At 73.2% G+C, this 22,749-nt stretch carries 17 protein-coding genes; 9 read left to right on the plus strand and 8 right to left on the minus strand.

The annotated features are described in order from the left end of the window. The first annotated feature begins 41 nt into the window (after positions 1-41). On the plus strand, positions 42-1,409 hold the full coding sequence (locus ACZ7DL_RS18755) for a Fic family protein (RefSeq protein ID WP_470775263.1): 1,368 nt from the start codon (positions 42-44) through the stop codon (positions 1,407-1,409). Between the two features lie 148 nt (positions 1,410-1,557). Here the strand turns inward: ACZ7DL_RS18755 and ACZ7DL_RS18760 are convergent, their stop codons facing one another. Beyond that, complete coding sequence (locus ACZ7DL_RS18760) at positions 1,558-2,715, minus strand: FAD-dependent monooxygenase (RefSeq protein ID WP_470775264.1); 1,158 nt, start codon at positions 2,713-2,715, stop codon at positions 1,558-1,560. A gap of 93 nt (positions 2,716-2,808) precedes the next feature. On the opposite strand from ACZ7DL_RS18760, the gene ACZ7DL_RS18765 reads away from it, so the two are divergent. Continuing rightward, a complete protein-coding gene (locus tag ACZ7DL_RS18765) occupies positions 2,809-3,366 on the plus strand; it encodes a TetR/AcrR family transcriptional regulator (RefSeq protein WP_470775265.1) in 558 nt (185 codons plus the stop codon). Between the two features lie 35 nt (positions 3,367-3,401). Here the strand turns inward: ACZ7DL_RS18765 and ACZ7DL_RS18770 are convergent, their stop codons facing one another. The 4 genes from ACZ7DL_RS18770 to ACZ7DL_RS18785 all read right to left on the minus strand — a co-directional run bounded on the left by ACZ7DL_RS18770 (position 3,402) and on the right by ACZ7DL_RS18785 (position 6,816). Continuing rightward, on the minus strand, positions 3,402-4,577 hold the full coding sequence (locus ACZ7DL_RS18770) for an AI-2E family transporter (protein ID WP_470775266.1): 1,176 nt from the start codon (positions 4,575-4,577) through the stop codon (positions 3,402-3,404). Positions 4,578-5,083: 506 nt separating this feature from the next. After that, positions 5,084-5,575, minus strand: coding sequence for an ANTAR domain-containing protein (locus ACZ7DL_RS18775; RefSeq protein WP_470775267.1), 492 nt, complete (start codon positions 5,573-5,575; stop codon positions 5,084-5,086). A gap of 145 nt (positions 5,576-5,720) precedes the next feature. Then, positions 5,721-6,155, minus strand: coding sequence for a DUF2267 domain-containing protein (locus tag ACZ7DL_RS18780; protein WP_470775268.1), 435 nt, complete (start codon positions 6,153-6,155; stop codon positions 5,721-5,723). Between the two features lie 169 nt (positions 6,156-6,324). After that, a complete protein-coding gene (locus tag ACZ7DL_RS18785) occupies positions 6,325-6,816 on the minus strand; it encodes a DUF1360 domain-containing protein (RefSeq protein WP_470775269.1) in 492 nt (163 codons plus the stop codon). A 191-nt stretch (positions 6,817-7,007) separates the two neighbouring features. Between ACZ7DL_RS18785 and ACZ7DL_RS18790 the strand changes: the two genes are divergently transcribed. Then, positions 7,008-8,258: an FAD-dependent oxidoreductase gene (locus tag ACZ7DL_RS18790; protein ID WP_470775270.1), complete on the plus strand. Its 1,251-nt coding sequence runs from the start codon at positions 7,008-7,010 to the stop codon at positions 8,256-8,258. A 261-nt stretch (positions 8,259-8,519) separates the two neighbouring features. Here ACZ7DL_RS18790 and ACZ7DL_RS18795 read toward each other — a convergent pair whose 3' ends face one another. Further along, positions 8,520-12,347, minus strand: a complete 3,828-nt coding sequence (locus ACZ7DL_RS18795) for an nSTAND1 domain-containing NTPase (RefSeq protein WP_470775271.1) — start codon at positions 12,345-12,347, stop codon at positions 8,520-8,522. Positions 12,348-12,607: 260 nt separating this feature from the next. Between ACZ7DL_RS18795 and ACZ7DL_RS18800 the strand changes: the two genes are divergently transcribed. The 4 genes from ACZ7DL_RS18800 to ACZ7DL_RS18815 all read left to right on the plus strand — a co-directional run bounded on the left by ACZ7DL_RS18800 (position 12,608) and on the right by ACZ7DL_RS18815 (position 16,521). After that, complete coding sequence (locus ACZ7DL_RS18800; protein ID WP_470775272.1) at positions 12,608-12,754, plus strand: hypothetical protein; 147 nt, start codon at positions 12,608-12,610, stop codon at positions 12,752-12,754. Position 12,755: 1 nt separating this feature from the next. Continuing rightward, entirely contained in the window at positions 12,756-13,760 is a 1,005-nt protein-coding gene (locus tag ACZ7DL_RS18805) for a peptidoglycan-binding protein (RefSeq protein ID WP_470775273.1), read from the plus strand. 235 nt (positions 13,761-13,995) lie between these two features. Then, positions 13,996-14,889, plus strand: a complete 894-nt coding sequence (locus ACZ7DL_RS18810; protein WP_470775274.1) for a DUF6528 family protein — start codon at positions 13,996-13,998, stop codon at positions 14,887-14,889. A 420-nt stretch (positions 14,890-15,309) separates the two neighbouring features. Beyond that, positions 15,310-16,521, plus strand: a complete 1,212-nt coding sequence (locus ACZ7DL_RS18815) for a S8 family peptidase (protein WP_470775275.1) — start codon at positions 15,310-15,312, stop codon at positions 16,519-16,521. Positions 16,522-16,589: 68 nt separating this feature from the next. Here the strand turns inward: ACZ7DL_RS18815 and ACZ7DL_RS18820 are convergent, their stop codons facing one another. Next, a complete protein-coding gene (locus tag ACZ7DL_RS18820; RefSeq protein WP_470775395.1) occupies positions 16,590-18,647 on the minus strand; it encodes a galactose-binding domain-containing protein in 2,058 nt (685 codons plus the stop codon). 283 nt (positions 18,648-18,930) lie between these two features. Between ACZ7DL_RS18820 and msrA the strand changes: the two genes are divergently transcribed. Further along, the gene (gene msrA / locus ACZ7DL_RS18825) at positions 18,931-19,452 is read left to right on the plus strand and encodes a peptide-methionine (S)-S-oxide reductase MsrA (RefSeq protein ID WP_470775276.1); all 522 of its coding nucleotides are present in this window, start codon (positions 18,931-18,933) and stop codon (positions 19,450-19,452) included. Positions 19,453-19,492: 40 nt separating this feature from the next. Here msrA and ACZ7DL_RS18830 read toward each other — a convergent pair whose 3' ends face one another. Beyond that, complete coding sequence (locus ACZ7DL_RS18830; RefSeq protein ID WP_470775277.1) at positions 19,493-20,566, minus strand: fatty acid desaturase family protein; 1,074 nt, start codon at positions 20,564-20,566, stop codon at positions 19,493-19,495. Positions 20,567-21,064: 498 nt separating this feature from the next. Between ACZ7DL_RS18830 and ACZ7DL_RS18835 the strand changes: the two genes are divergently transcribed. Further along, positions 21,065-22,567, plus strand: a complete 1,503-nt coding sequence (locus ACZ7DL_RS18835; RefSeq protein WP_470775278.1) for a class I adenylate-forming enzyme family protein — start codon at positions 21,065-21,067, stop codon at positions 22,565-22,567. Positions 22,568-22,749: the final 182 nt, after the last annotated feature.

Consider the following 22,749-nt stretch of genomic DNA (forward strand, 5'->3'; position numbering starts at 1 on the left):
TCGGGTTGGGCCGGGGCCGGGCGGGCGGGCAGACTTGCGCGGTGATCGTTGAGCTGTCCCCCGGCTATCTGAACTGGGACGACGTGGACCCCGCCCGGTATCCCTTCGACAGCGCGGCGGCGGCGCGGGTGGTGAGGTCCCTCGGGCCGGCCCGCCGCGTGCCGCGCCGCCCCGACGTTCCGCTGCTCGACCCGGTGATGACCGCCTGGAGCTCCGACGAGGCCACGTCGTGGGCCGACGCCATGTCGCAGGCCCTGGTCGAGCACTACGGCCGCTGGGCCGTGGGCTGGCGGTGGGCGCACGACGAAGGAGACTTCGACGGCGGGCCGGTCGGCAGCTGGTGCTGCCCCCGGGACTCGATCACCACCCCGGAGGAGACGCTCGACCGCGTCGTCGCGGCGCTGTGCGAGTGGCGCGGGTGGCTGGAGAGCCTGGCCGCGAGGTTCGACGCCTACCCGCTGGACCTGGCCGGCATCGAGGACCAGCGGATCCTGTGGGACCGCACCGCCCGCAACCTGATCCTCCAGGTCACCGACCGCACCGGCTGCGGCAGCGGCTGGCACGGGCACTGTCATCAGGTGCTCGCCTGGTTCCTCAGCAGCCGGGGCGTCGCCCCCGACGTCGCCGAGGAACTGGTCCGCCAGGCGATCGGCGGGCGGTTCGAGAGCTGGACCGGCCCGGACCCGGTGCTGGTCGACGACGTCGCGGCGCGGCTCGCACGGGCCGTGCGGCCGGACGGTGCCGCACGGCCCGCCAAGCCCCTGCCGGACCACCTCAGCCGCTGGCTCGCGGTGCGCGAGACCGTGCCCTGGCAGGAGGCCCCGGACGGCGGGGACGGACCGGTGACCCCGTCCCGCGACGGGGCGGCGGAGGACATCCGCGCCTTCGACGGCGCCCTGGACCCCGCCCGCGCCCAGGGCCTGCTCACCGCCCTGGAGCGACTGCGGGCCGACGCGGCGCACGGCGCCCGGCTCGACTTCGAGCTGATCCGGGGCTGGCAACAGCACGTCCTCGGCACACCCGAGCCGCCGCCGTTCCGCAGCCTGCCCGCCTTCGCCAAGGGCGGCCGGGAACGGTACGGCATCGGCCCGGACACCCGCGCCCGCCTCGACGCCTGCCTGGCCGAGAGCGCGCAGGATCCCGCCCGGCCCCTCCCGCTGACCGCCCGGGCCGCCCGTGCCTGTCTCGACATCTGCTTCTTCCATCCCTTCGACGACGGCAACGCCCGCTGCGCCCTCCTCGCCCTCGTCTTCGTCCTCGCCCGCGAGGGCGTCGCGCTCGACGGGGTCGGCCTGCTGCGTCGCGTCACGTTCCAGGCGGACGAGCCCCAGGACGCGCTGAGCCTCGCCCGGTACATCGGCATCCATCTCGACGAGACCCGCCGCAACGCCGCCGCCGACGGCCCCTGAGGCCCCTCTCCGCCCGGGCCCGAACGGCGCCGCCACGCGGCGTCACACCAGGCTCGGCACGTCCGGTCGGCATGCCGCAGCGACCAGACCCCCGCAACGCCGCCCGCCCGACGGTTCCCGAGGCTCCCTCCGTCCGGGTGCCGGGCCGTCACGCCAGGCTCGGCGGCGCCCAGTCGGCATGCCGCAGGATCGCCCGCGTCGTCACCCGGGACGGAGCGAGCCGCAGCCCCGTGTTGCGCAGGGCGACGGCCAGCGGGTGGGACAGCCCCTGGCCCATCCGGCCCGCCTGCCGGGCGGCGCGGGCGACCGCCTGGGCCCGGGGGCGGCGCTCGGCGTCGTACCGGGCCAGCGCCGTGCCGACCGTGGACTCCCCGGCGAGCGCGGCGGCCAGGACGGCGGCGTCCTCCAGGGCCTGGCAGGCGCCCTGGCCGAGATGCGGGGTCATGGCGTGTGCCGCGTCGCCCAGCAGCGCCACCCGTCCCGCCGTGAACGACGGCAGCGGCGTGACCAGTTCGTGGATGTCGTGGTGCAGCACCGCCTCGGGCCGGGTGGCGGCCAGCAGCGCGGAGACCGGCTCGTGCCAGTCGCCGAAGCGGTGGCGCAGCATGCCGAGCGGGTCGCTGTGGCGGGCCCCTGGCGGTGCGGTGAGCACCGCATGCCACTCGGCCCGGCCGTCGGCGAACGCGATGTGCCCGAACTCCGCCCCCTCGCCCCAGGTCAGCGCGAAGTCGGTGCCCGTCTCCAGCGGTCCCTCGGTGATGGCCCGCAGCACCGTCGACCCGGCGTACACCGGGCCGGGACGGTCCGGGAACAGCAGCCCGCGCAGCCGGCTGTGCACCCCGTCCGCCGCGACGACCAGGTCCGCGTCCAGGACGCCGTCCCCGACGGGCACGCGTACCCCGCCCGGAGCCGACAGGTCGAGCGCGTCCACGGTGACGCCGACGAGCAGGCACTCGGCGGGCAGTGCCGCGCGCAGCAGGCGGTGCAGCACCGCGCGCGGGATGCCGACGATGGGGGTGCCCAGCTGCCGTTCCAGCACGGCACCGTCCATCCGGGCCAGCCACCGGCCCGCGGGGGTGCGGGTGCCTCCGGTGTACTGCGGCCGCGCCGCCGCCCGGACCTCCGCGCCGACGCCCACGGCGTCCAGCGCGCGCAGCCCGTTGGCGTGCAGGGAGATGCCCGCGCCCGCGTCGGCCAGGACGGCGGCGCGCTCCACCACCCGCACCTCCCAGCCGATCCGGCGCAGCCCCAGAGCCGCCGCCAGCCCACCGATGCCGCCCCCGACCACCACCGCCGTACCCCGCATGCCGGCTCCCTCCGCCGTCGGTTTTCTACATCTGTAGAAGCAACCTAACAGCCGCCTTCTACGGCTGTAGAAGGCGGGGTGTAGAAAGAGGGGGTGGCCACAGACCGACGTACTCTCCTCGCCGACACGGCGATCGCCGTGCTCGCCGACGCCGGCATGCGGGGGCTGACGCATCGCGCCGTAGACCGGGCGGCGGGGCTGCCGCCCGGCACCACGTCCGCGTACTACCGCACCCGCCAGGCCCTGCTCACCGCGCTGGTCCGGCGTCTGGTGGCGCTCGACCAGGCGGAACTGGAAGAGATCGGTGCGCGGACGCCGGTGCCCCGGACCGCCGGCGAACTGGTGGCGGGCATCGCCGCGCTGGTCGGGCTACGGCTCACCGGGGAGGGCCGGCGGCGATCCCTGGCGCGCTACGCCTGCGCCGTCGAGAGCGCGCACCACCCCGAACTGCGCGAGATCCTCGTGCCGCGCGAGAACGAGGGGCGGCGGATCGTGCGCGAGTTCCTCGCCGCGCAGGGCGTGGCGGACCCGGAGGACCGTACGGTGACCCTGCTGACCTGCGTGGACGGGCTGGTCTTCGACCGCCTGGTGCACGGCGGCGCCGTCCGGCAGGAGGAGATCCACGGGCTCGTCGCCGCCGCGCTGCGCTGATCGGGCCGCCTGTCTGCCGGTCGGGTCGAGCGGTGTCACAGGGGTGCCGTGCGCAGAGCGCGCAGCACCGCCCAGACGACCGAGATCAGCGGGACCGCCACGACGGCGCCGATCACCCCCGCGACGATGCTGCCCGCGATGACCGACACGGCCACGACGAGCGGGTGCAGCCGGACCGCCCAGCTCATCACCAGCGGATGCAGGACATGTCCTTCCAGCTGGCCGATCACCACGATGAGTACGAGCACGGCCACGGCCGTGAGCGGCCCGCGCCCGGCGAGCGCGACCACCGTGGCGACCCCGAGCGCGACCGGCGAGCCGATCAGCGGCACGAACGCCGCGAAGAACTCCAGCAGGGCCAGCGGAAGCGCGAGCGGTACCCGCAGCACCAGCAGGGCGACACCGACCAGCACGGCGTTGGTGGCGGCCACGATGATGATGCCGCGCGTGTACCCGGCGAAGGTCTGCCAGGCCGCCCGCCCCGCCCGGTCCCAGGCCGGACGGGCACCGCTCGGCAGCAACTGGTCGCGTGCCCAGCCCCACAGGTGCTCGCCGGAGTGGATGAAGAACACCGAGGCGAACAGCGCGAGGACACCGCCCGTCACCAGCTCGACCACCCGGCCGAACTCGCTGACCGCACTGCTGAGCAGCGCCGACTGGTGCGCGGAGACATAGCGCGTCAACTGGTCCTGGAGGTCGGAGAGCTTGTCGGGACTGAGCCGGAACGGTGGTCGCCGCAGCCAGTCCTCGATACGGTGCACCCCGCCACGGAAGTCACCCACCAGCCGGGGCCACTCACCCGCCACCGCGCTGCCCACCAGCGCCAGCAGGGCCATCAGGAGCAGCAGGCTGCCCACCAGCGCCACGGCCACGCTCAGCGGCCTCGGCAGGATCCGGGTGAGCAGATCGGCCGGCGGGCGCAGCACGGACGTCACGACCAGCGCGAGGAACAGGGCCACGGCGATCAGCTGGAAGCTGCCGAGGACGCTGAAGACGCCGTAGACGACGACGCCGACGAGAATCAGCCGCCAGGCGTAGGCCGCCGCGACCCGCAGCCACGGCACCGTTCGCTCGGCGGGGTGCACCCGTGGCCCCGGGCGGCGCGGGGGCGGCGGCCGCACGGAGTACGCGGGCCGGCTGCCCAGGACCACCCCCGCGGTCCGGCGCCCACCGCCCCGCCGGACCACCCGCCGGCGCGCATCGCCCACCACCGCTCGCCTCCTTCGCGCCGCCCCGGCTGACGTCCGGTCACCTGCACAGCACCGTAAGCACAAGGCGGGAAAGGGGCGCGCCCGGCGCACCCGTGTGCGGGCCCCCGCAACCGTCCGCGCTCCACACCCGCCACACGCACAGCCCGGAGTTCCTCTGTACGACACCGGTGCGGGGGCCCGGCGGTGCGAGCGACCGCGGCGGACGACGGCCTGGGCGCCGGCCGGAAGGGCGGCGGCCACGGCGGGAAGAAGCCGTCGCGGCCGAGGGTCACGGTCGGGGATAAGCCGTCGTGGCCGGACGGGACCGAACGGGTGAGGACCGTGCCGTTAGACGGCGGGTTCCTCCACGGGACCGTGCTGCACATCCCCCACCCGCGGGTCCCGTCGTCGTCGGCGGCCCGCGCCCGCACCATGCGGTCACAGGACATTCGCGACCGGTGCGGGTCGAGGCGAGGGGGTGGGGCACTCGCGGAGTGTCGTCGGCAGGGAGGGGGAACCTCCAGTGATCACCGTCGCGATTCTGCTGCTCCCGGTCCTCGGCCTGTTGCTCTACGGGCTGGACCAGGCCGAGGACCGGTGGGTGCTGCGGACCTCGGCGACCCGGCGCCGTCGGCATCGCCGGCGGACGCGGACGGGTCGTCGCTGAGCGCCGCGGGTGTCTCGGCGCACCGGCGGTAGCGGATGATCGCCTTCCCGAGTTCGCGCCGCTCGGGCTCGGGGAGCGTGCCGCCCTGCGCGTAGGCCAGGATGTGCTCGGCGACCGTCCGCAGTTTGACGTTCGTGCGCTGGGAGACGTCCCGCAGCGCCCGCCAGGCCTCTTCCGGGGCGATCCGCCCGAGGACGACGACGGCGCCGATGGCCTGGTCGATCACGGCGTGCGAGGTCACGGCGCGCCGCAGCTGCTGGTTCTCGTCATGCAGCCGGTGGTACTCCGACGCCAGAGCGGTCGCCGAGAGCAGGACCAGCGGCTGCTGCCGGGAGAGGGCGAAGAAGGCCATGGAGCACCTTTTCGGGGTGGGGATCACGGCTACGGCTGCCCCGGTGGGCGCGTGCAGACGCATTGAACCAGGATCCCGGATCCCCGTCACGCCGGACGGCCCGCGCCGTGCGGCGCACCTCACCCCGAACGTGTGTCCCCCTTCGTCAGCCGGACGCCTCGGTGCCCTGGACCGCGCGGCCCACCGGCAGCAGCTCACGGATGTCCGCGGGCAGCGCCCCGGCCATCCGCTCCGTCAGCTCCGGGGCGAGGGCGGCGTCCAGCACCTCCAGCACGGCGGCCGCGTCCCGCAGCGCCGTGTCCTCGTCGGTGCCGGCCCGGACGGCGATGCGTCCGGCGAAGGTGGTCAGCCCGAACCGCTCGCTCGCCGTACCGGAGTCGTGCCCGACGGAGGCGTCGAGCGCCTCCCGCATGGCAGCCGCCATGTCCGGCGGCAGCTGGGCGGCCACATGCCGGGCCAGCCCGGACGGCAGCCGCTCCGACAGCGTGCTCACGACCGCGTGCGCGGCCCGCTCGGCCGTGCCCCGGTCGGGCAGCTGGGCCAGCGCCTGCACCTTTCCCATCATCTCGTCGTGCCGCATGAGACCCGTCCCTTCCGCACGAAGTGCCGAGGTACGCCCGTCCCGCGGGCGCTGGGGCACGAACCGGGTACCCCGGGCATGCTCCCGGTCACAGCCGCCGGGGCACCGGAGCCCGGTGGCGCGGTGCAGCGGAAGAGCACCGGGCCGCACACCCACGGTTCGCGGCCGCTCAGTTTTCGGTCGTCTGCTGGGTCCATGTCCAGGCGTACTGGAGCCAGTCCGCCACGGTCAGCGCGCCGAGGCCCCCGCACGTCAGGCGGGTGAGCCGGGGTGCCGCCGCGTAGGAGCACACCAGGGCGCCGGCGGTCCAGGCGCCGGCGCAGAACGGGCAGCACAGCAGATCGCCGACGGCCCGCCGCAGTCCGCTGCCCCGGGGCTCGTCCATGACCTCGCCGGCCTCGCCCACGTCCGCGCGGTGCGTGAACGGCGCCCGGAGAAAGCTGGTGACCTTGTCCCGGGTCAGCAGCCTCGACGTCTTGTACGTCGCCGTGCCCAGCAGCACCACGTCCCAGGGCGGCACCTCCGACGGCAGCCGTACGCCCCGGCGGCGGGCCAGCAACGCGAAGGTGCCGGCGCTCGCCGCGAACACGGAGGCGAGGACGGCGTAGCCGCCCAGCGGGACTTCGCCCTGATCGTCGTAGCGTGCGGCGTCCGTCGTCATGAGACCTCCCGATCTGCCCGGTACCTGTCCGGCACCCTGCCCCGGCCGCTGCCCGGGCGCGCAACGAGTTCCCCGGGCCGGATGGCCGACACGCGACCCTCCGTCCCGCACCGCCGTGCCGGATGCCGGGCGGAAGAGGTAGGGTATTCATCGGTTGATGAATTACTGCTCATGAGAAGGGCAGGACGGCCATGGAGAAGACCACCTGCTGTGTCGTGGGAGGCGGCCCCGCGGGCATGGTGCTCGCACTGCTGCTGGCCCGGGCCGGGATCGCGGTGACGGTCCTGGAGAAACACGCCGATTTCCTGCGCGACTTCCGCGGCGACACCGTCCACCCGTCCACCCTGGCCCTGCTGGACGACCTGGGCCTCGCCGAGCGCTTCGCCCGGCTGCCGCAGCGCCGGGTCCGCACCGTCCGGCTGCCCGTGGGCAAGGGCCGCTCGGCGGTCACGGTCGGGGACCTCTCGGTGCTGCCCGGCCCCTACAACTATGTGGCGATGGTGCCCCAGTGGGACCTGCTGGACCTGCTCGCCGACGAGGCCCGGCGCGAGCCGGCCTTCGAGCTGCGGATGAACACGGAGGCGACCTCCTTCCTGATCGAATCCGGGCGGGTGACCGGGGTGCGCTACCGCACCTCCGACGGCCGCACCGGCGAGCTGCGTGCCGTCCTCACCGTGGCTTGCGACGGCCGCGGCTCACTGGCCCGCTCGCTGCCGGAACTGGGACTGCACCGCTTCGCCTGCCCGATGGACGCCTGGTGGTTCCGGCTGCCGCGGCAGGCGAGCGACCCGTCCGGGCTCGTCGGCGGCGCCGGGGACGGCTTCCTCACCGCGATGATCGACCGCGGCGACTACTGGCAGTGCGCCGCGCTCATCCCCAAGGGCACCGACGCCGAGCGCCGCGCCGCCGGCCTGGACCGCTTCCTGGCCGCCTTCGGCGCCGCCGTCCCCTGGATCGCCGACCGGACGCACGCCCTGCGTTCCTGGGACGAGGTCAAGCTCCTCGACGTACACCTGGACCGCCTGCGCCGCTGGCACCGCCCCGGTCTGCTGTGCATCGGCGACGCCGCGCACGCCATGTCCCCGGTCTTCGGCATCGGGATCAACCTCGCCGTGCAGGACGCCGTGGCCGCCGCCCGCCATCTGGTCCAGCCGCTGCGGCACGGGGCCGTGAGCCTGCGCGACGTACGCGGGGTGCAGCGCCGCCGCCGTCCCACCACGGTCGCCACCCAGGCGCTCCAGCGGGCGGCGCACGCCCGCTTCATCGAACCGGTCCTCGGAGGCCGGCCGCCCCTGGGCAGCGACGAGCGGGCCCGGCGCCTCGCGGGCCTGGTCACCGGCTCGCCCTGGCTGCGCCGCCTGCCCGCGTACTTCATCGCCTACGGCGCCCGCCGGGAACGTCCACCCGCCGCGGCGCTCCGACAGCGGACGCCGGTCGGATGACCGGCCGCACGGCTCCACGTACGCCGAAGCCACCCGGCGTGTTCGAGGCACCGCCCGTGCCTGCCGGAGCTCCGCCGCCCGGGCGGTTGGCGGGCCGTACGCGTGAGGCCCCATGGAGTACCCCGACTCCGTGGGGGAGCACATGTGCGCACCCCTGACTACGCCGAATGGCGGGTGCCCCTGCCCGGCCCGTGGATGGCGGGCGCCCACGCTCGGCCCGTGGAAAAGGACGGCTGCCGGCGCCCTGTGCGAGTGCCCGCCCTAACACACCCTTCGATAGGCCACATCCGCCAGATACATCCGCCATTGCGCACGGGACAGCCCACCGCCGGCGCGCCGGCACACCGCGTCGGAGACGTGTCGCGGGTGAAGGTCGATGTGCTGGACCGGCACGTGGCCGCCCGCCGCGTACAGGCCGTTGCCGTCGGCGGTGAAGGCGAGGGCGAGGATGCCGTCGCCGGCCGTGGGGATGTCGGTGCCCAGTTGCTGGCGGGAGGTGACGTCCCACAACCGTACGGTGCCCTGTGAGCCGGCCGCGGCCAGCGTGCTGCCGTCGGGGGAGAAGGCCAGCGCGGTCGGCTGCTCCTGCGCTCCCGTGGCGCTTCTGAAGAAGCCGCCGGACAGCAGACCCAGCGAGGTGGCGCGCTCCGCGTCCCACAAGGTGATGCCCCCCTCGGTGTCCGCGAAGGCGACCCGGCTTCCGTCGGGGCTCAGGGCGCTGACGCAGGCGCAGTTCATCGTCGCCCGTGGCCGGTCGTGGCCGGCGGTCGGGACCAGCGCGCCGGAGGCGGTCAGCAGGACACTGCCGTCGGCGGAGACGGCGCTGATGTAGTCGACGACACCGTTCTCCGCACCCGAGCCGTGGCGGCGGACGGTTCTGAGCCTGCCGCCGTCGTCGGCGTTCCAGACGGTCACGGAGGCGCCGACGTCGCTGGTGGTCAGCAACTCCCGGCCGTCGGGGCTGAGAGCCAGCCCGGCGAGGAAGTCGTCGCCGCGGTAGGGCCTGATCTCGTTGAGCTTCCGGTTGCGGACGGTGTCCCACACCGTGACGCGCGTCGGTCCCTCCAGCGGGTCGGCCGGGCCCGAGCCGAAGGCGAGGCGACTGCCGTCGGCGCTCAGGGACAGCACCGGGGGGTCGCTCCCCACCGCGATACTGGTGGCCGGGGGCGGCCCGGCGGCGGAGATCCGGTACTTCAGCCGTCCCGTGCGCCCGTCGTAGATCCGCGGGTGGGAGCCCCCACGGGTACGGCTGTCCACGACGGCCAGCACGGAGCCGTCCGCGCTGAGGGCCGCCGCGGCCACGGCATGCTCGCCCCAGCGGGCCTTCAGCGCATTGCCGATGTCGAGGCTGTGGACGATGGTCCGTTCGTCCGGCTCGGCGGTGGTGTAGCGCAGGATGCGAGCGGCGGTGTCGAAGCGCAGGTCGTCCGGCTGGGTGCCGGTCAAGGGATGGCGCAGGACGGGTGCTTGGGGGTGGTCCAGCCGCCACAGCAGGATGTCGTTGCTGCCCAGCGTCGCCAGCAGCTTGCCGTCGGCGCTGAACTCGTAGCTGAGCGGCGAGACTTGTTCGAGCGATGTCAGCTGACGTCCGGTGCCGACCGTGATCCGCCGCACGGCGGTCGCGTCCACCATCGCCAGGGTGCGGCCGTCGGGCGAGAACCGCAGCCCGGACTCCGGCCGGCAGGCGGGCCGCTTTCGCCAGGCCGTGTCGATACGGCGCTTCGCCCGCATGTCCCAGACGTTGACCCCGTCCGGCGTGCACAGCGCCACCAGCCGGTTGTCCGGGCTGGTGTCGCCCCCGTCGGAGGAACCCACCGCGGGGGACGAGTGCGTGAAGAGGCGCTGCCCGCTGCCGGCGCCCCACACCTCCAGCCGGCCGCCGGTGACGAAGATCAAGGCGTGCCCGCTGGAGCTGAAGCCGTACCAGGACGCCGCGTCCGTGAACGGGAACGAGTCCGCCGGCCAGGCGCCGGGCCCCTCTCCGCCGCCCGGCGCAGGTTTCGGCGGGAGGGCGCGGACGGTGTCGGAAGGGCCCACGGCTCGGCCGTGGTACCGGGCGGCGCGGATGTCCCACAGACGCAGGCGCATGCTCTCGTCCTCCGCCGGGACGGCCAGATAGCGCCCGTCGGGGCTCACATCGCCGGAGGCCGTGGGCTCGTCTCCCGCACCGGGCAGGCGGAAACTGTCGATCACCCGGTGGGTGTGCAGGTCCCGGCGGACGATCCTGCCCTTGCCGGCGCTGATGAGGGTGCGCCCGTCCGGGCCGAGCCGGTCGAAATCCGCGCCGGCGGGCTGGGTGAACGTCGGCAGGTCGTGCTGCGCGAGCGCGCCGATGAGGGCCGACCACGTCTCCGGGGTCTGGCTGAGCCGCCAGGCGGCGACACTCAGCCGCAGCGCCGTCCTCGGGTCGGTGGTCCGCAGACCGGCGGCCGCGGTGGCCGCGCGGCGGGCGGTGGCGGCGAGGTGCTGGCGCTCGCTCGTACGGTGCTGCTGCCAGGCCACGACGCCGGCCACCAGGGCCAGCACCAGCAGCACGGACACCGAGCCGACCAGCCCCCGCAGACGTCGCCGTTCCCGGGAGCGCGTGGCGCAGCTGGCGTCCAGGAACTCCCGCTCCGCCGGAGTCAGTTCGCGTTTGCGGTCGGCGGCGGAGAAGGCCTCGGCGGCCTCGGCCAGCCGGGTACCCCGGTACAACGCGCCCGGGTCCCGGCCCAGTTCCCGCCATGTGCCGGCGGCCTCGGTGAGCCGGCGCAGGATCCGCAGCCGGTGCCGGTCGTCCTCGATCCAGCCCCGCAGCCGTGGCCACGCGGTGATGAGGGCCTCGTGGGCGAGATGGACGGTGCCTCCGTCGAGGGTGATCAGCCGGGCGCGGGCCAGGCGTTCGAGGACCGTGTCGACGGCGGCGGCCGAGTGCGGGTCGTCGGTGCCCAGTTCGGCGCGCTCCACGGGCCGACAGGTGTCGGCGGTGCCCTCGCCGGGCGCGATCAGGCGCAGCAGCACCCGCCGTACCAGGGACGCCTGGCTGTCGGAGAGGCCGGCGTACAGGTCCTCCGCCGTCTGGGCGATGGCGCCGCGTACGCCGCCGGCCGCCTCGTAGGCGCGCAGGGTCAGGGTGCGGCCGGAACGCCGCCGCCAGGTCTCCAGCAGCGCGTGCGAGAGCAGGGGCAGGCCGCCCGGCTCACCGGCCACCTCCTCCACCAGCTGGGCGGTCAGCGCCCGTTCGACGGTGAGGCCCTGTGCCATGGCCGGCTTGATCACCGCCTCACGCAGCTCCTCGCGGCCCATGGCCGGCACCGGCACCGCGGCGTCCCGTAACACGCCCGCCAGTTCGGGGTGTTCCAGACAGCGGCCGTAGAAGTCGGCCCGCACGCCCAGCACCACCCGCAGCCGGCTGCCCGGCTCGCGGGCCGCCAGCAGCAGGTCGATGAACCGGGCGCGCTCCTGCGGGTCCGGGCAGAGGGTGAACACCTCCTCGAACTGGTCGACCAGGACCAGCGTGTCACCGGCCTCCCCGGCGGGCCGCAGCTTGTCGGCGTGGGTGCGCACGGGGTGCGCGCCGGGGGTGAGGATCCGGAGGGCGGCGGGGCGTACCCCGGTGCCGGCCGGCCGGCGCAGCCGGGGGATCAACCCGGCCCGCAGCAAGGAGGACTTGCCGCTGCCCGACGGCCCCAGCACCACCGCGCACCGGTGCCGGCGCACCAGCTCCGTCAGATCGTCCACGAGCTGGTCCCGGCCGAAGAAGACCGACGCGTCACCGGGCTCGAACCGGGCCAGCCCCCGGTACGGCGACTCCCGCGCGTCCTCGTCCTCGCGGGGGAGGGCGGCCAACTCGTCGGCCACGGCCTGCCGGCGCTTCTCCCACTCGGCCCGGTCCCCGCCGCACGCCGTGACGTACGCGAGGGTCACCTCACGCGTCGGCAACCGCTCACCCGCGGCCGCCTGGGAGAGCGCCGCCGCCGAAAACGGCGTGCGTTGCGCCATCGCGCGGTACGTCGGCCCGCCGGCCTGCGCGCGCAGGGCCCGTAACTCGACCGCGAACCGCTGGACCGGCCCCGCCTCCGGATCGAGCGGGTTCTCCGGACGCCCCATCCCCTGTCCCCCCTTGACCGCACCGGCGCGCCCACCCGCGCCGCGCCCTCACGTTAGAACCCGGCCCGCGCGCCTGCCAGGCGGCGCGTGGAGTCCGGCTCATTGATTACGTGCACGAACGAGGGCTGTTAACCAACTCCGCGGCCGCTGAACTCGGTGTGCAGCGGCACCGCCACGGCACGCCGCACAGCGCCGGCCGGCCGCATCCGGACCGTCCGGCGATCCATCCCCACATCCGATTCGCAAGCGAAGGAGCGCTCATGACCGAGCCCGTAGAGATGCCGCCCTATCCGGTGGGCGGCGCGGGGATCTTCGACGTCGACCCCGACCAGGCCGGCGTCAGCCAGAACCCCGACGACGCGGTGACCGGAGACATCCAGGCCCTTCCCGAAGACGTGGAGTTCTGACATGGGCAACGCTCAAGGCATGCTCGCCGCCGCCCGCAAGCTGCTCGGCACCACCGAGCACCCGCCCGGGTCCAACCGCAACCTGATCACCAAGTGGTACGGCTTCACCGGCCCGTGGTGCGACATGGCCGTCAGCTACGCGGCCGCCCACTCCGACAACCTGTCCGCGGTCGGCGGCAAGTTCGCCCTCACCACCGCCCACGCCCGCGCCTTCCAGAAGAAGGGCCGCTGGCACTACGGCGTCGGCGGGATCCGCCCCGGCGACATCGTGTTCTTCGACTGGTCCGGCTCCCGGTCCATCGGCGCCATCGATCACGTCGGCATAGTCGAGGCGGTGCACTCCAACCGCACCATCACCACCTTGGAGGGCAACACCTCCGACGCCTTCCGCCGCAGGCGGCGCACCTCCGCCTGCATCGTGGGCTACGGCCGCCCCGCCTACACGGGTGGCAGCGCGCCGATGCCGTCCGGCGACGGCATCCTGCGTCTGGGGTCGAAGGGGCAGGCCGTCAAGACCCTCCAGAAGAATGTGAACACCGTGCAGAAGGCCGGGCTCACCGTGGACGGCGAGTTCGGACCGGCCACCCAGAAGGCGGTCAGGACCTTCCAGGCCGACCACCATCTGCACGTGGACGGCGAGTACGGTCCGCAGTCGGCGGCGATGATGAAGGCCGCCCTGGCCGGCCGGAAGCAGCCGATCCGGCCGAAGGCCGTCGTGGCCGCCGCCGGAGTGCTGGAGGTCGACGGCGTGTTCGGACCGGCGACCTGCGCGGCGCTCCAGCGCACCCTCAACGGCCGTGACCAGGCGGGGCTGGAAGTGGACGGGGCCTTCGGGCCGCTCACCGTCACCGCGCTGCAGCGGTACCTGAAGGTGACCGGGGACGGCATCGTCGGTCCCCAGACGGTCGCCGCCCTGCGCAGCCGCCTGGGCGCGACGGCCGACGGCGAGTGGGACGCGCAGACCACCTGCGCGCTCCAGAAGGCCCTCAACGCGGGCACCTTCTGACCCACCGATACCCGGACCGGAAGACCGTCACGGGGGGCGGGCCTTCCGGTCCGGGACCGGACACCGGCCCGGTCCCTCTTCCCGGACCACCCGGTGCCGCGCCGCGCCCCGCCCCGCCCCACGCCGTGCCGCGCCCCGGCCCGACCCACCTCGGCCGGGCGCGGCACGGGCCCACCGGGTACCCCGCGGGGACCCGGTCCATCCGTCGTCCCACAGCAGACCAGGAGAACGGCACATGGACACACCTCAGCCCGCATCCGGTGCGCCCGCGTCGGGGGCGTACAAGGTGGCGATCACCGAGCAGCGCACCAGACAGATCCTCCTCTTCGACCGGACCGCCCAATGGACCGACGCCAACGTCCGGTGGAGCTTCAGCACGGGCAACGCCCCCGGCTGGGACCACCCCTTCGAGATCCGCTTCCGCGACACCCGGCGCTACGGCATGCTCGCGCTGATGACCTTCGGCAGCCCCGGCGAGGGCCGGGCCGCGATCGTCGACGTGACCGCCAAGGCGCATCTGACCCGGGCGGATCTGCTGTGGTCGGCGCGCATCACCAGCTATCCGCACTGCATAGAGCGGGTGCCCGGGGCCGGCACGGTCGTGGTCGCCGGCTCACGGGACCGGCTGCACGTCTTCGGCCCCTCCAGCAGCGACCCGGCCACCCTGAAGGAGGTGCAGACCCTCGAGTTCACCAAGGCGCACGCCGTCCTGTGGGACGACCAGAACGAGCTGCTGTGGGTGACCGGCGGGACCGTCGTGCGCAGCTACCGCGTCACCGGATCGATGCGCGACTCCCGGCTGGTCAAGCACGGGCCGGACATCATCATCGCCGGCAACGGACACGACCTGCAGCCCGACTACAGCCGTCCCGGCACGTTGCTGGTCGCCGACAGCCACCACGTCTACGCCCTGAACAAGGCGACCCGCACCCTCACCACCGTGGCGTCGCTGCCGTACCCGAAGTCCTACGTACGCCACGCCGACGGCCAGACCATGTGGACCACCGACCCCAACGCGGAGGACTCCGTGTGGGGCGGCCCCACCGTGCACTTCTCCGAGGGCGGCGACCGCACCCGCCCCGGCGCCCAGATCTACAAGGCCCGCCTGTACACCACCCGGTTCCACTGAAACACGGCAGGCCCGCGCCCCGGCTGCCGCTCAGCGGCTGCGCAGGCCGGTGGTGGTGGCGGCACACGGCCGGGCCGTCTTCACACGACACGGAGCACTCCCGAGGAGGCCGGGGCGATGGCCGATCACCATCGCCCCGGCCTGCTCCCACGTCCTCTGTTCCCCCGCACGTGAGCAGACGGTGAAGAAATCGGCACGGTTAATTCTTGATCTTTCCTTGGCGATTCAACCAGCGTGTGGGGCTGCACGTTTGCGGTCGGGTTGCCTCGGATGTGCGGGAATCCTGTGGAGATCGATCATCGGTGAGGTGTCAGGGGCACGTCAGGGGATTGATCTGCTCGCGACAAGTCGGCACGCTCCAGAGCACGCGCAGCGCTGCCGTTCGAACGCAAATCCCCCCACTCCACGAGGAGACCCCTCTTGACGGCGCATCACAAACGCATAGGCAAGGCCAAGACCGTCACCGCGATCGCGGCCACCGCAACCGTCATCGGTACCGCCCTGTACGTGTCCCCCGTCGCCCAGGCGGGACAGCCGGCGGAAGGCACGGTCTACGGTCTGCACGCCGAAGGAGCCGTGGCCGGAAGCTACATCGTCCTCCTGGACGAGAAGGCGTCCTCGGCCGAGAAGAAGGAGCTGGCCACCGAGTACGGCGGCACGCTCAGCCGGACCTTCGGCTCGGCGGTCAACGGCTTCTCCGCCGACAGCCTCACCGAGACGGAGGCCAAGCGCCTCGCCGCGGACCCGGCGGTCGCCACGGTCGTCCAGAACAAGAAGTTCCACATCGACGCCAGCCAGGACAAGCCGCCTTCCTGGGGCCTGGACCGCATCGACCAGAACGACACCGCGGGCGACGGCAAGTACACCTACCCGGACAAGGCCGGGGAAGGGGTGACCGCGTACGTCATCGACACCGGCGTGCGCATCAGCCACAAGGACTTCGAAGGCCGCGCCGCCTACGGGTTCGACGCCGTCGACAAGGACGACAAGGCCGACGACGGCAACGGCCACGGCACCCATGTGGCCGGGACCATCGCGGGTGCCGCCCACGGTGTGGCCAAGAAGGCCAAGATCGTCGCGGTCAGAGTCCTGGACGACAACGGCTCCGGAACCACCGAGCAGGTCGTCGCCGGCATCGACTGGGTGACCAAGAACCACCAGGGTCCCTCGGTGGCCAACATGAGCCTCGGCGGCGGCGCCGACCCCGCTCTCGACGAGGCGGTCAAGAAGGCCATCGCCTCGGGTGTCACGTTCGCGGTCGCCGCCGGCAACGAGTCGGCCGACGCCGGGCAGAGCTCACCGGCCCGCGTCCCGGAGGCCCTCACGGTCGCGTCCAGCACCAAGGACGACGGCCAGTCGGACTTCTCCAACTTCGGCAAGCTCGTGGACATCTACGCGCCGGGTTCGGACATCACCTCCGACTGGAACGACAGCGACCAGGGGACGAAGACGATCTCCGGCACCTCCATGGCCACCCCCCACGTCACCGGAGCAGCCGCCGTCTACCTCGCCGGACACCCGGACGCCACCCCCGCTCAGGTCGCCTCCGCGCTGACCGGCGGTGCCACCAGTGACAAGATCAGCAACCCGAGCAGCGGAACGCCCAACAAGCTGCTGAAGGTCACCGAGTAGGTCCTTCGAGGATCAGCGAAGCCCGGCGGTGCCCCCGTGAGTACGGGGGGCACCGCCGGGCCCGTTCGTCAGCCGCTGTGCACGCCGACCTCGTACAGCGAATACCCCCACTGAGTGCCGCGCTGCGTTCCGGTGACGCGGACGTAGCGCGCCGGTGTGCCGGCGAACCGTGCCGTGTCGAGGCCGCCGTCGCCCGTGGTCGTGGACCAGACCGTCCGCCAGTTCGCGCCGTCCGTCGAGAGCTGGATGCCGTACGACTTCCCGTACGCGCGCTCCCAGTCGAGCGTGACCCGCCCGACCCGGTGGGTCGAGCCCAGGTCGATCCGCAGCCACTGGTCGTCGCTCCAGCCGCTGGCCCAGCGGGTGTCCCGGGTGCCGTCGACGGCGCGGCCGGCCGCGTAGCTGACGAACGGGTTCCACTCCGTCGAACCGGCCGTGGCGGACGCCCCCTCGGCAAGGTTGACTCCCGCCTGGTGCCGCTCGGTCGCTCCCCAGGTGTCGAGGTAGGACTCGGCGCCCCGGAAGAGGTCGTTCACCACGCCCTGGCCTCCGACGAGCCTGATGTCCTCGATCCAGTCCGGGACGAGGCCGTAGTGCGCGGCTCCGTCGGTGTTCAGGTCCCAGGTGCGCTCACCGGTGGTCAGCCGGTCGATGACGGAGCCTCCGTCGACGCTGCGGAAGGGGTAGGTGACTTTGTTCGGCGCGTCGGCGCCCCGGGGTCCCGGCCAGCCGCCGACACCGTTCATGTCCGTGCCGTAGCCGTAGCCGACGTCGTACTTGTCGCGCAGCGCCTTGGTGCGGTTCGCCTCGGCCACGAACCCTTCCGAGCCGTGCATGTACTGGGCGATGAAACCGCCGAGGCCGTAGACCCGGTCGGTCCAGTTCAGGTCCATCCAGCTGTGCGAGGAGAGCACACCGGGGTAGGAGCCGGCCTCGAAGATGTCGAGCGCGCGGCCGGCGGCCTTGACGCTCATGTGGTCGATCTCCAGCATCATCTTGCGCTTCATCATGCCCCGCACGGCGTACTCACCGAGGTCGGTGAGCCCACGGACGTTGCACTGCGCGTCCGAGTCGTACGACGGGACACGCACGCCCGCCGGGAGCTTCGCCTCGGCCCCGGGCGCCGCGGCCGAGCCGATGGGGTTGTCGGCTTGCGGGCCCGTGCACTTCTCCGTCTTCCAGAAGGTGCCGGTCGACAGGAACTGGCCGACGTTGATGGCCGTTCCGAGCCCGCCCGAGTCGAAGCGCACCCCGCACAGCGCGTTGTCGAACTTGTGGCAGAGGAACATGCTGCGCACGCCCAGCGCGTACAGCTCGTCCAGGCCGGCGTCGATGTCCTTCCTGTCGCACTGCGGGATGTCCAGGACCTGCTTGCAGCCGAAGGGTTCGGAGGTCTCCACGCCCAGGACGACCGCCAGCTTGCCCTGCCGGACGACCTCGCGGGCCTGTGCGCTGTCGGTGACGATCCGGAACCAGCCCTTGCCCGTGCCGCCGTACATCCTGTCGATGTAGGCCTGGAGGTCGTACGTCAGCTTCGCCTGCAGCCGGATGGACGTCATCTCGTCGCAGCTGCGGTCCTTGAAGAAGTACACCGAGCAGATCACGCCGTTGGTGACGAGGTCGTTGACGAGCACCCGCTGGCCGCCGCGCCAGGCCCGTTCCACCCAGGCGTAGTAGTTCTGCTGGTGGGTCAGCGAGTCGTGGGCGGGCCAGTCCTTGAACGTCGGCCAGCCGACCGGGTCGTGCCTGCCGTCACCGCCCTTGGTGATGAAGTCGAAGACGGCGAGCGAGCCGTCGGGATAGTGCTCGGGGCAGTCCTTGAGCGCGTCCGCGATACCGGCCTCGGAGAAGACCTTGCCGCAGATGAGGCGCCCGCCGAAGGCCTCGTTCGAGAACAGGTGGTCGTGGGCGTCGACGAACCCGCGCACCTCGCCCTCGGCATCGGTGCCCGTGAACGGCTCGCCGGTGACGTTGATCCGGGAGTCCGGCGCCGGCCGTGAGCTCGGCACCCACCACTCGTCTCCGGCCGCCGCACTCGGGGTGGGACCGAGCGCGACGGCCAGGACGAGGAGGAGCAGCGACACCACGGTGACGTCTTTGCGTCGGCGGTACGGGCGGCTGGTCATGGCCACGGCCCACGTCCCTCGGTCGGCGGGATGCGCGACCACCGACGGGACGGTCAGGGCCCGAAGACACGCGCGCATCCGATTTGTCATGTCTACGTAAAGTGCGCGCCATGAGGATCGCCAGTGCCGCCTCCCGAGTCAAGACTCCGGTGCCCGGGATCACCGCAGATGTGCTGCCGGGCCCGCCCGAGGACTCCGCGCGCGGAGTAATAAGCTGGACGGACGTGAGAACCGTACGTCGAGGACCGTGCCGGACAGCGGCTCGAGGGTGAGGGAGCGACCGATGACATCGGAGAACGAGCGGGCCGTACTGGCGGGCGGTTGTTTCTGGGGCATGCAGGACCTGATCCGCAGGCAGCCGGGCGTGGTGTCCACCCGCGTCGGGTACAGCGGCGGTGACACGCCGAACGCCACCTACCGCAACCACGGCGACCACGCCGAGGCCATCGAGATCCTCTTCGACCCCAGGGCCACCAGCTACCGCGACATCCTGGAGTTCTTCTTCCAGATCCACGACCCGACCACGAAGGACCGCCAGGGCAACGACATCGGGCGCAGCTACCGGTCCGCCATCTTCTACACCGACGAGGAACAGCACCGCGTCGCCCTGGACACCATCGCGGACGTCGAGGCGAGCGGCCTGTGGCCGGGCAAGGTGGTCACCGAGGTCGAGCCCGTGGGCGACTTCTGGGAGGCCGAACCGGAGCACCAGGACTATCTGGAACGCTATCCGGACGGCTACACCTGCCACTTCCCGCGACCGAACTGGAAGCTGCCGCGCCGGGCCTCGTCCCCGACGAGCTGACGCGCCGACCGGGCTGCTCCTCTTCGGTTCCGTCCGCTGTTCACGCCCTGCGCCGCCGCCTGATCGGCTCTCCCACGCGGTGCAGGTGCGTCAGGGCCTCGCGGTAGGACCGGATCAGTCCGGTCTCGTGGTACGGCACCCCGATCTCGGCACAGTACTGCCGCACGATCACCTGGGCCCGGCGCAGATGGACCGTGGGCATGCTCGGGAACAGGTGGTGCTCGATCTGGTAGTTGAGCCCGCCCAGCAGCACGTCGGTGAGCCGCCCGCCGCGCACGTTGCGCGAGGTCAGGACCTGGCGCCGCAGGAAGTCGAGCTGCTGGTCACCGGTGAGCGTCGGCATGCCCTTGTGGTTCGGGGCGAAGGTGCAGCCCAGGTAGACGCCGAACAGGCACTGGTTCACCGCGAGGAACGCCACGGCCTTGCCCGGGGAGAGCACCAGGAACAGGGCGGCGAGCAGAGCGGCGATGTGCAGCAGGACCAGAGCGCCCTCCAGCAGCCGGTTCTTCATGAACGGTGCGCGCAGCGCCCGCAGACCGGCGACGTGCAGGTTGAAGCCCTCCAGCGTCAGCAACGGGAAGAACAGCAGTGCCTGGTGGCCACCGAGGAGGCGAGCCAGGCCCCGGCTGGCGCGGGCCTGTTCGGCGGACCACACCAGGATGTCCGGGGCGACATCGGGGTCGAGTTCCTCGTGGTTGGGGTGGGCGTGGTGGCGGGTGTGCTTGTTCATCCACCACCCGTAGCTCATGCCGATACCGAGATTGCCGAACAGCCGTCCCGCGATCTCACTGTGCCGGCGGCGCCGGAACACCTGCCGGTGCGCCAGATCGTGCGCCACCAGAGCGACCTGCCCGAACACCAGGGCCAGCACGGCGGCCACGGCCAGTTGCCACCAGGTGTCGCCGAGCGCGAAGAAGGCCCCCCACGCGGCAGCGTACGACCCGAGCACGAGACCGAGCCGCACCGTGTAGTAGCCGGGGCGCCGCTTCAGCAGGCCGGCCTCGGCGATCCGCCGGGACAGTCCGGCGAAGTCGCTGCCGGCACCGGGACCCGACGTGCCCGCACCGGCGGCGCAGCGGCGGGTTGCCAGGGGAACATCGGGAGAGAGCGTCATGCCGGAATTCTGCTGACCGCCGTACGCCACGCAGAAGCCTGCCGGCCACCGTAGGCACACGATGCCTGCCCCCACCCCCCGTCGGGGGGCTACCCCCAGGAAGCCCTGGTCCGAGGCCTCCGGTGCGGACCGCGTCACCCCCGGTTCCGTACGCCCGCCGGTGCGCCCCGAGCCCCGAACCTGGCAGCATCGCCCACCGGCGCGGCCCCGACGTCCCCGCCGGCCACCGTCCGGTCCGCGAGATCGTTCAACGGACTCGCCGCTGTCCACGACGGCGTAGGGCCTCTCTCCCGGATGCTGCCGGGCTCCCGGGAGGCACGGTCGATCGGGGCCGGCCTCATCCGGACGAAGGCCCCAGCCCCCGGGCGGGCATGGGGCAGGTCACCCCGTCAGCGGCTTGCTCGCCCGGGGAAGGCGGCCTCAGGGTGTGGTGCATGTGGCGTGGCGGGCCTTCCGTGGCACAGCTGCCGCCTTGGCCCGTCCCGCGAGGGAGTCCCCGTGCCCGCTGCCTATGTCACCGATCTCCTCAAGGCCTTCCACCACCACACCGACCGGCCGGCCATCGGCTCCCGGCGCCGCCTGCTGACCTTCGGGCAGGCGCTGGACGAGGTGTGGCGGCTGGCCGGGGCGCTGCGCGAGCTGGGCGTCGAGCGCGCGACCGGATTGGCGTACGTCGGCGGCAACCGTCCCGAGACACTGCTGGTCCGTCTGGCCGCGCACCTGCTCGGGGCGCGGCTGACCCAGGTGGTGATCGAGCCGGCCACCCACCACCTGGCGCACATCCTGGCCGACTGCCGGCCGGCGCTGGTGGTGGCCGGCGCCCCCGTCCCCGACACGGGAGCCCGCCGTATCGCCCTCGACGACCTGCTGCGGTCGGCCGCCGGCCTGCCGGCTGAACCGGTGCCGGTGGCCGCACGGGAGGAGGACATCGCCCGGGTCACCTACACGAGCGGCACGACCGGCCCGCCGAAGGGCGTGGCGTCCACCTTCGCCGCCCTGCGGGTGCGCGCCGGCTGGACCCGCCGTCACGAGGGCGTCCAGCCGGTGTTCCTCTCGGTGACCTCCCTGGCCCAGCGGGCCGGCGGGCGGTGCCTGGAGCACCTGCTCGCCGGGGGAAGGGTGGAGATCCTCGACCCGTTCGACCCGCCGGAGGTCGCCGCGGTCTGCGCCCGCCTGGCCCCGGTGACCACCTATCTGCTGCCGTCGCTGCTGTACCGGCTGCTCGACCACCCCGCCACCGCCGGAGGGATCCCCGGGCTGGTGTCGGTGTCCTACGGCAGCTCCCGGATCCTGCCCGGGCGGCTCCGCGAAGCCCTGCGCGTGTACGGCGTGGATTTCCGTCAGGGCTACGGGACGAACGAGGCGGCGGTGATCTCCCGGTTGTCGCCCGCCGACCACGCCGCCGCCCTGTGCGGGAAGCCGCACCTGCTGGCCTCCGCCGGGCAGCCGGTGCGCGGCGTCGAGCTGTCCCTCCGCGACGAGGGTGGCCGGGAGCTGCCTGCCGGCCGGTGCGGTGAGGTGTGGGTGCGCTCGCCGGCGATGATGGCCGGCTACTGGCACCGTCCCGACCTGGACGCGGAGACGCTGCGGGACGGCCGGCTGCGCACCGGGGACATCGGACGCTTGGACGAGGACGGGTACCTGTATCTGGTCGACCGGGTCACAGACACGATCTTCGTGGCGGGCGACAACATCTACTGCGGGCCCGTCGAGGCCGCTCTGGCCCGGCATCCGGCCGTAGCCCAGGCGGCGGTGGTCGGCCGCGAGAGTGCCGTCACCGGCGAGGAGATCCACGCCTTCCTCACGCCCGCGGCGGGGCACGAGCCCGGCGACCGGACCGCCGCCGAGGCGTGCCGGCTCGTGGTCGACGCCCTGTCGGAGGCCCACCGGCCCGCCGCGGTGCACTGGGTGGACCACATCCCACTGACCCCCTCCGGCAAGCCGGACAAGCAACGGCTGCGGGACAGGGCAGCGGCCTGGGGTACGAGCCCCGGCAGCTGACCTGCGGCAGGGCGGCCACGACGCAGCCGAGTGGCTGCTCTCGCCGTCCCCCACCTGGTCAGGCGGCAGGCGAGGAGCCCCGTCGGGCGTCCTGCGTGCGTTGCCGCGGCTCGGCTCAGCCGCTCGCGGGCGTGCAGGGGGGCAAGCGCCTCGTACGCGCGGCCCGAAGGCCCCGGAGGCCG

The sequence above is a fragment of the Streptomyces sp. NPDC036984 genome (assembly GCF_055607665.1).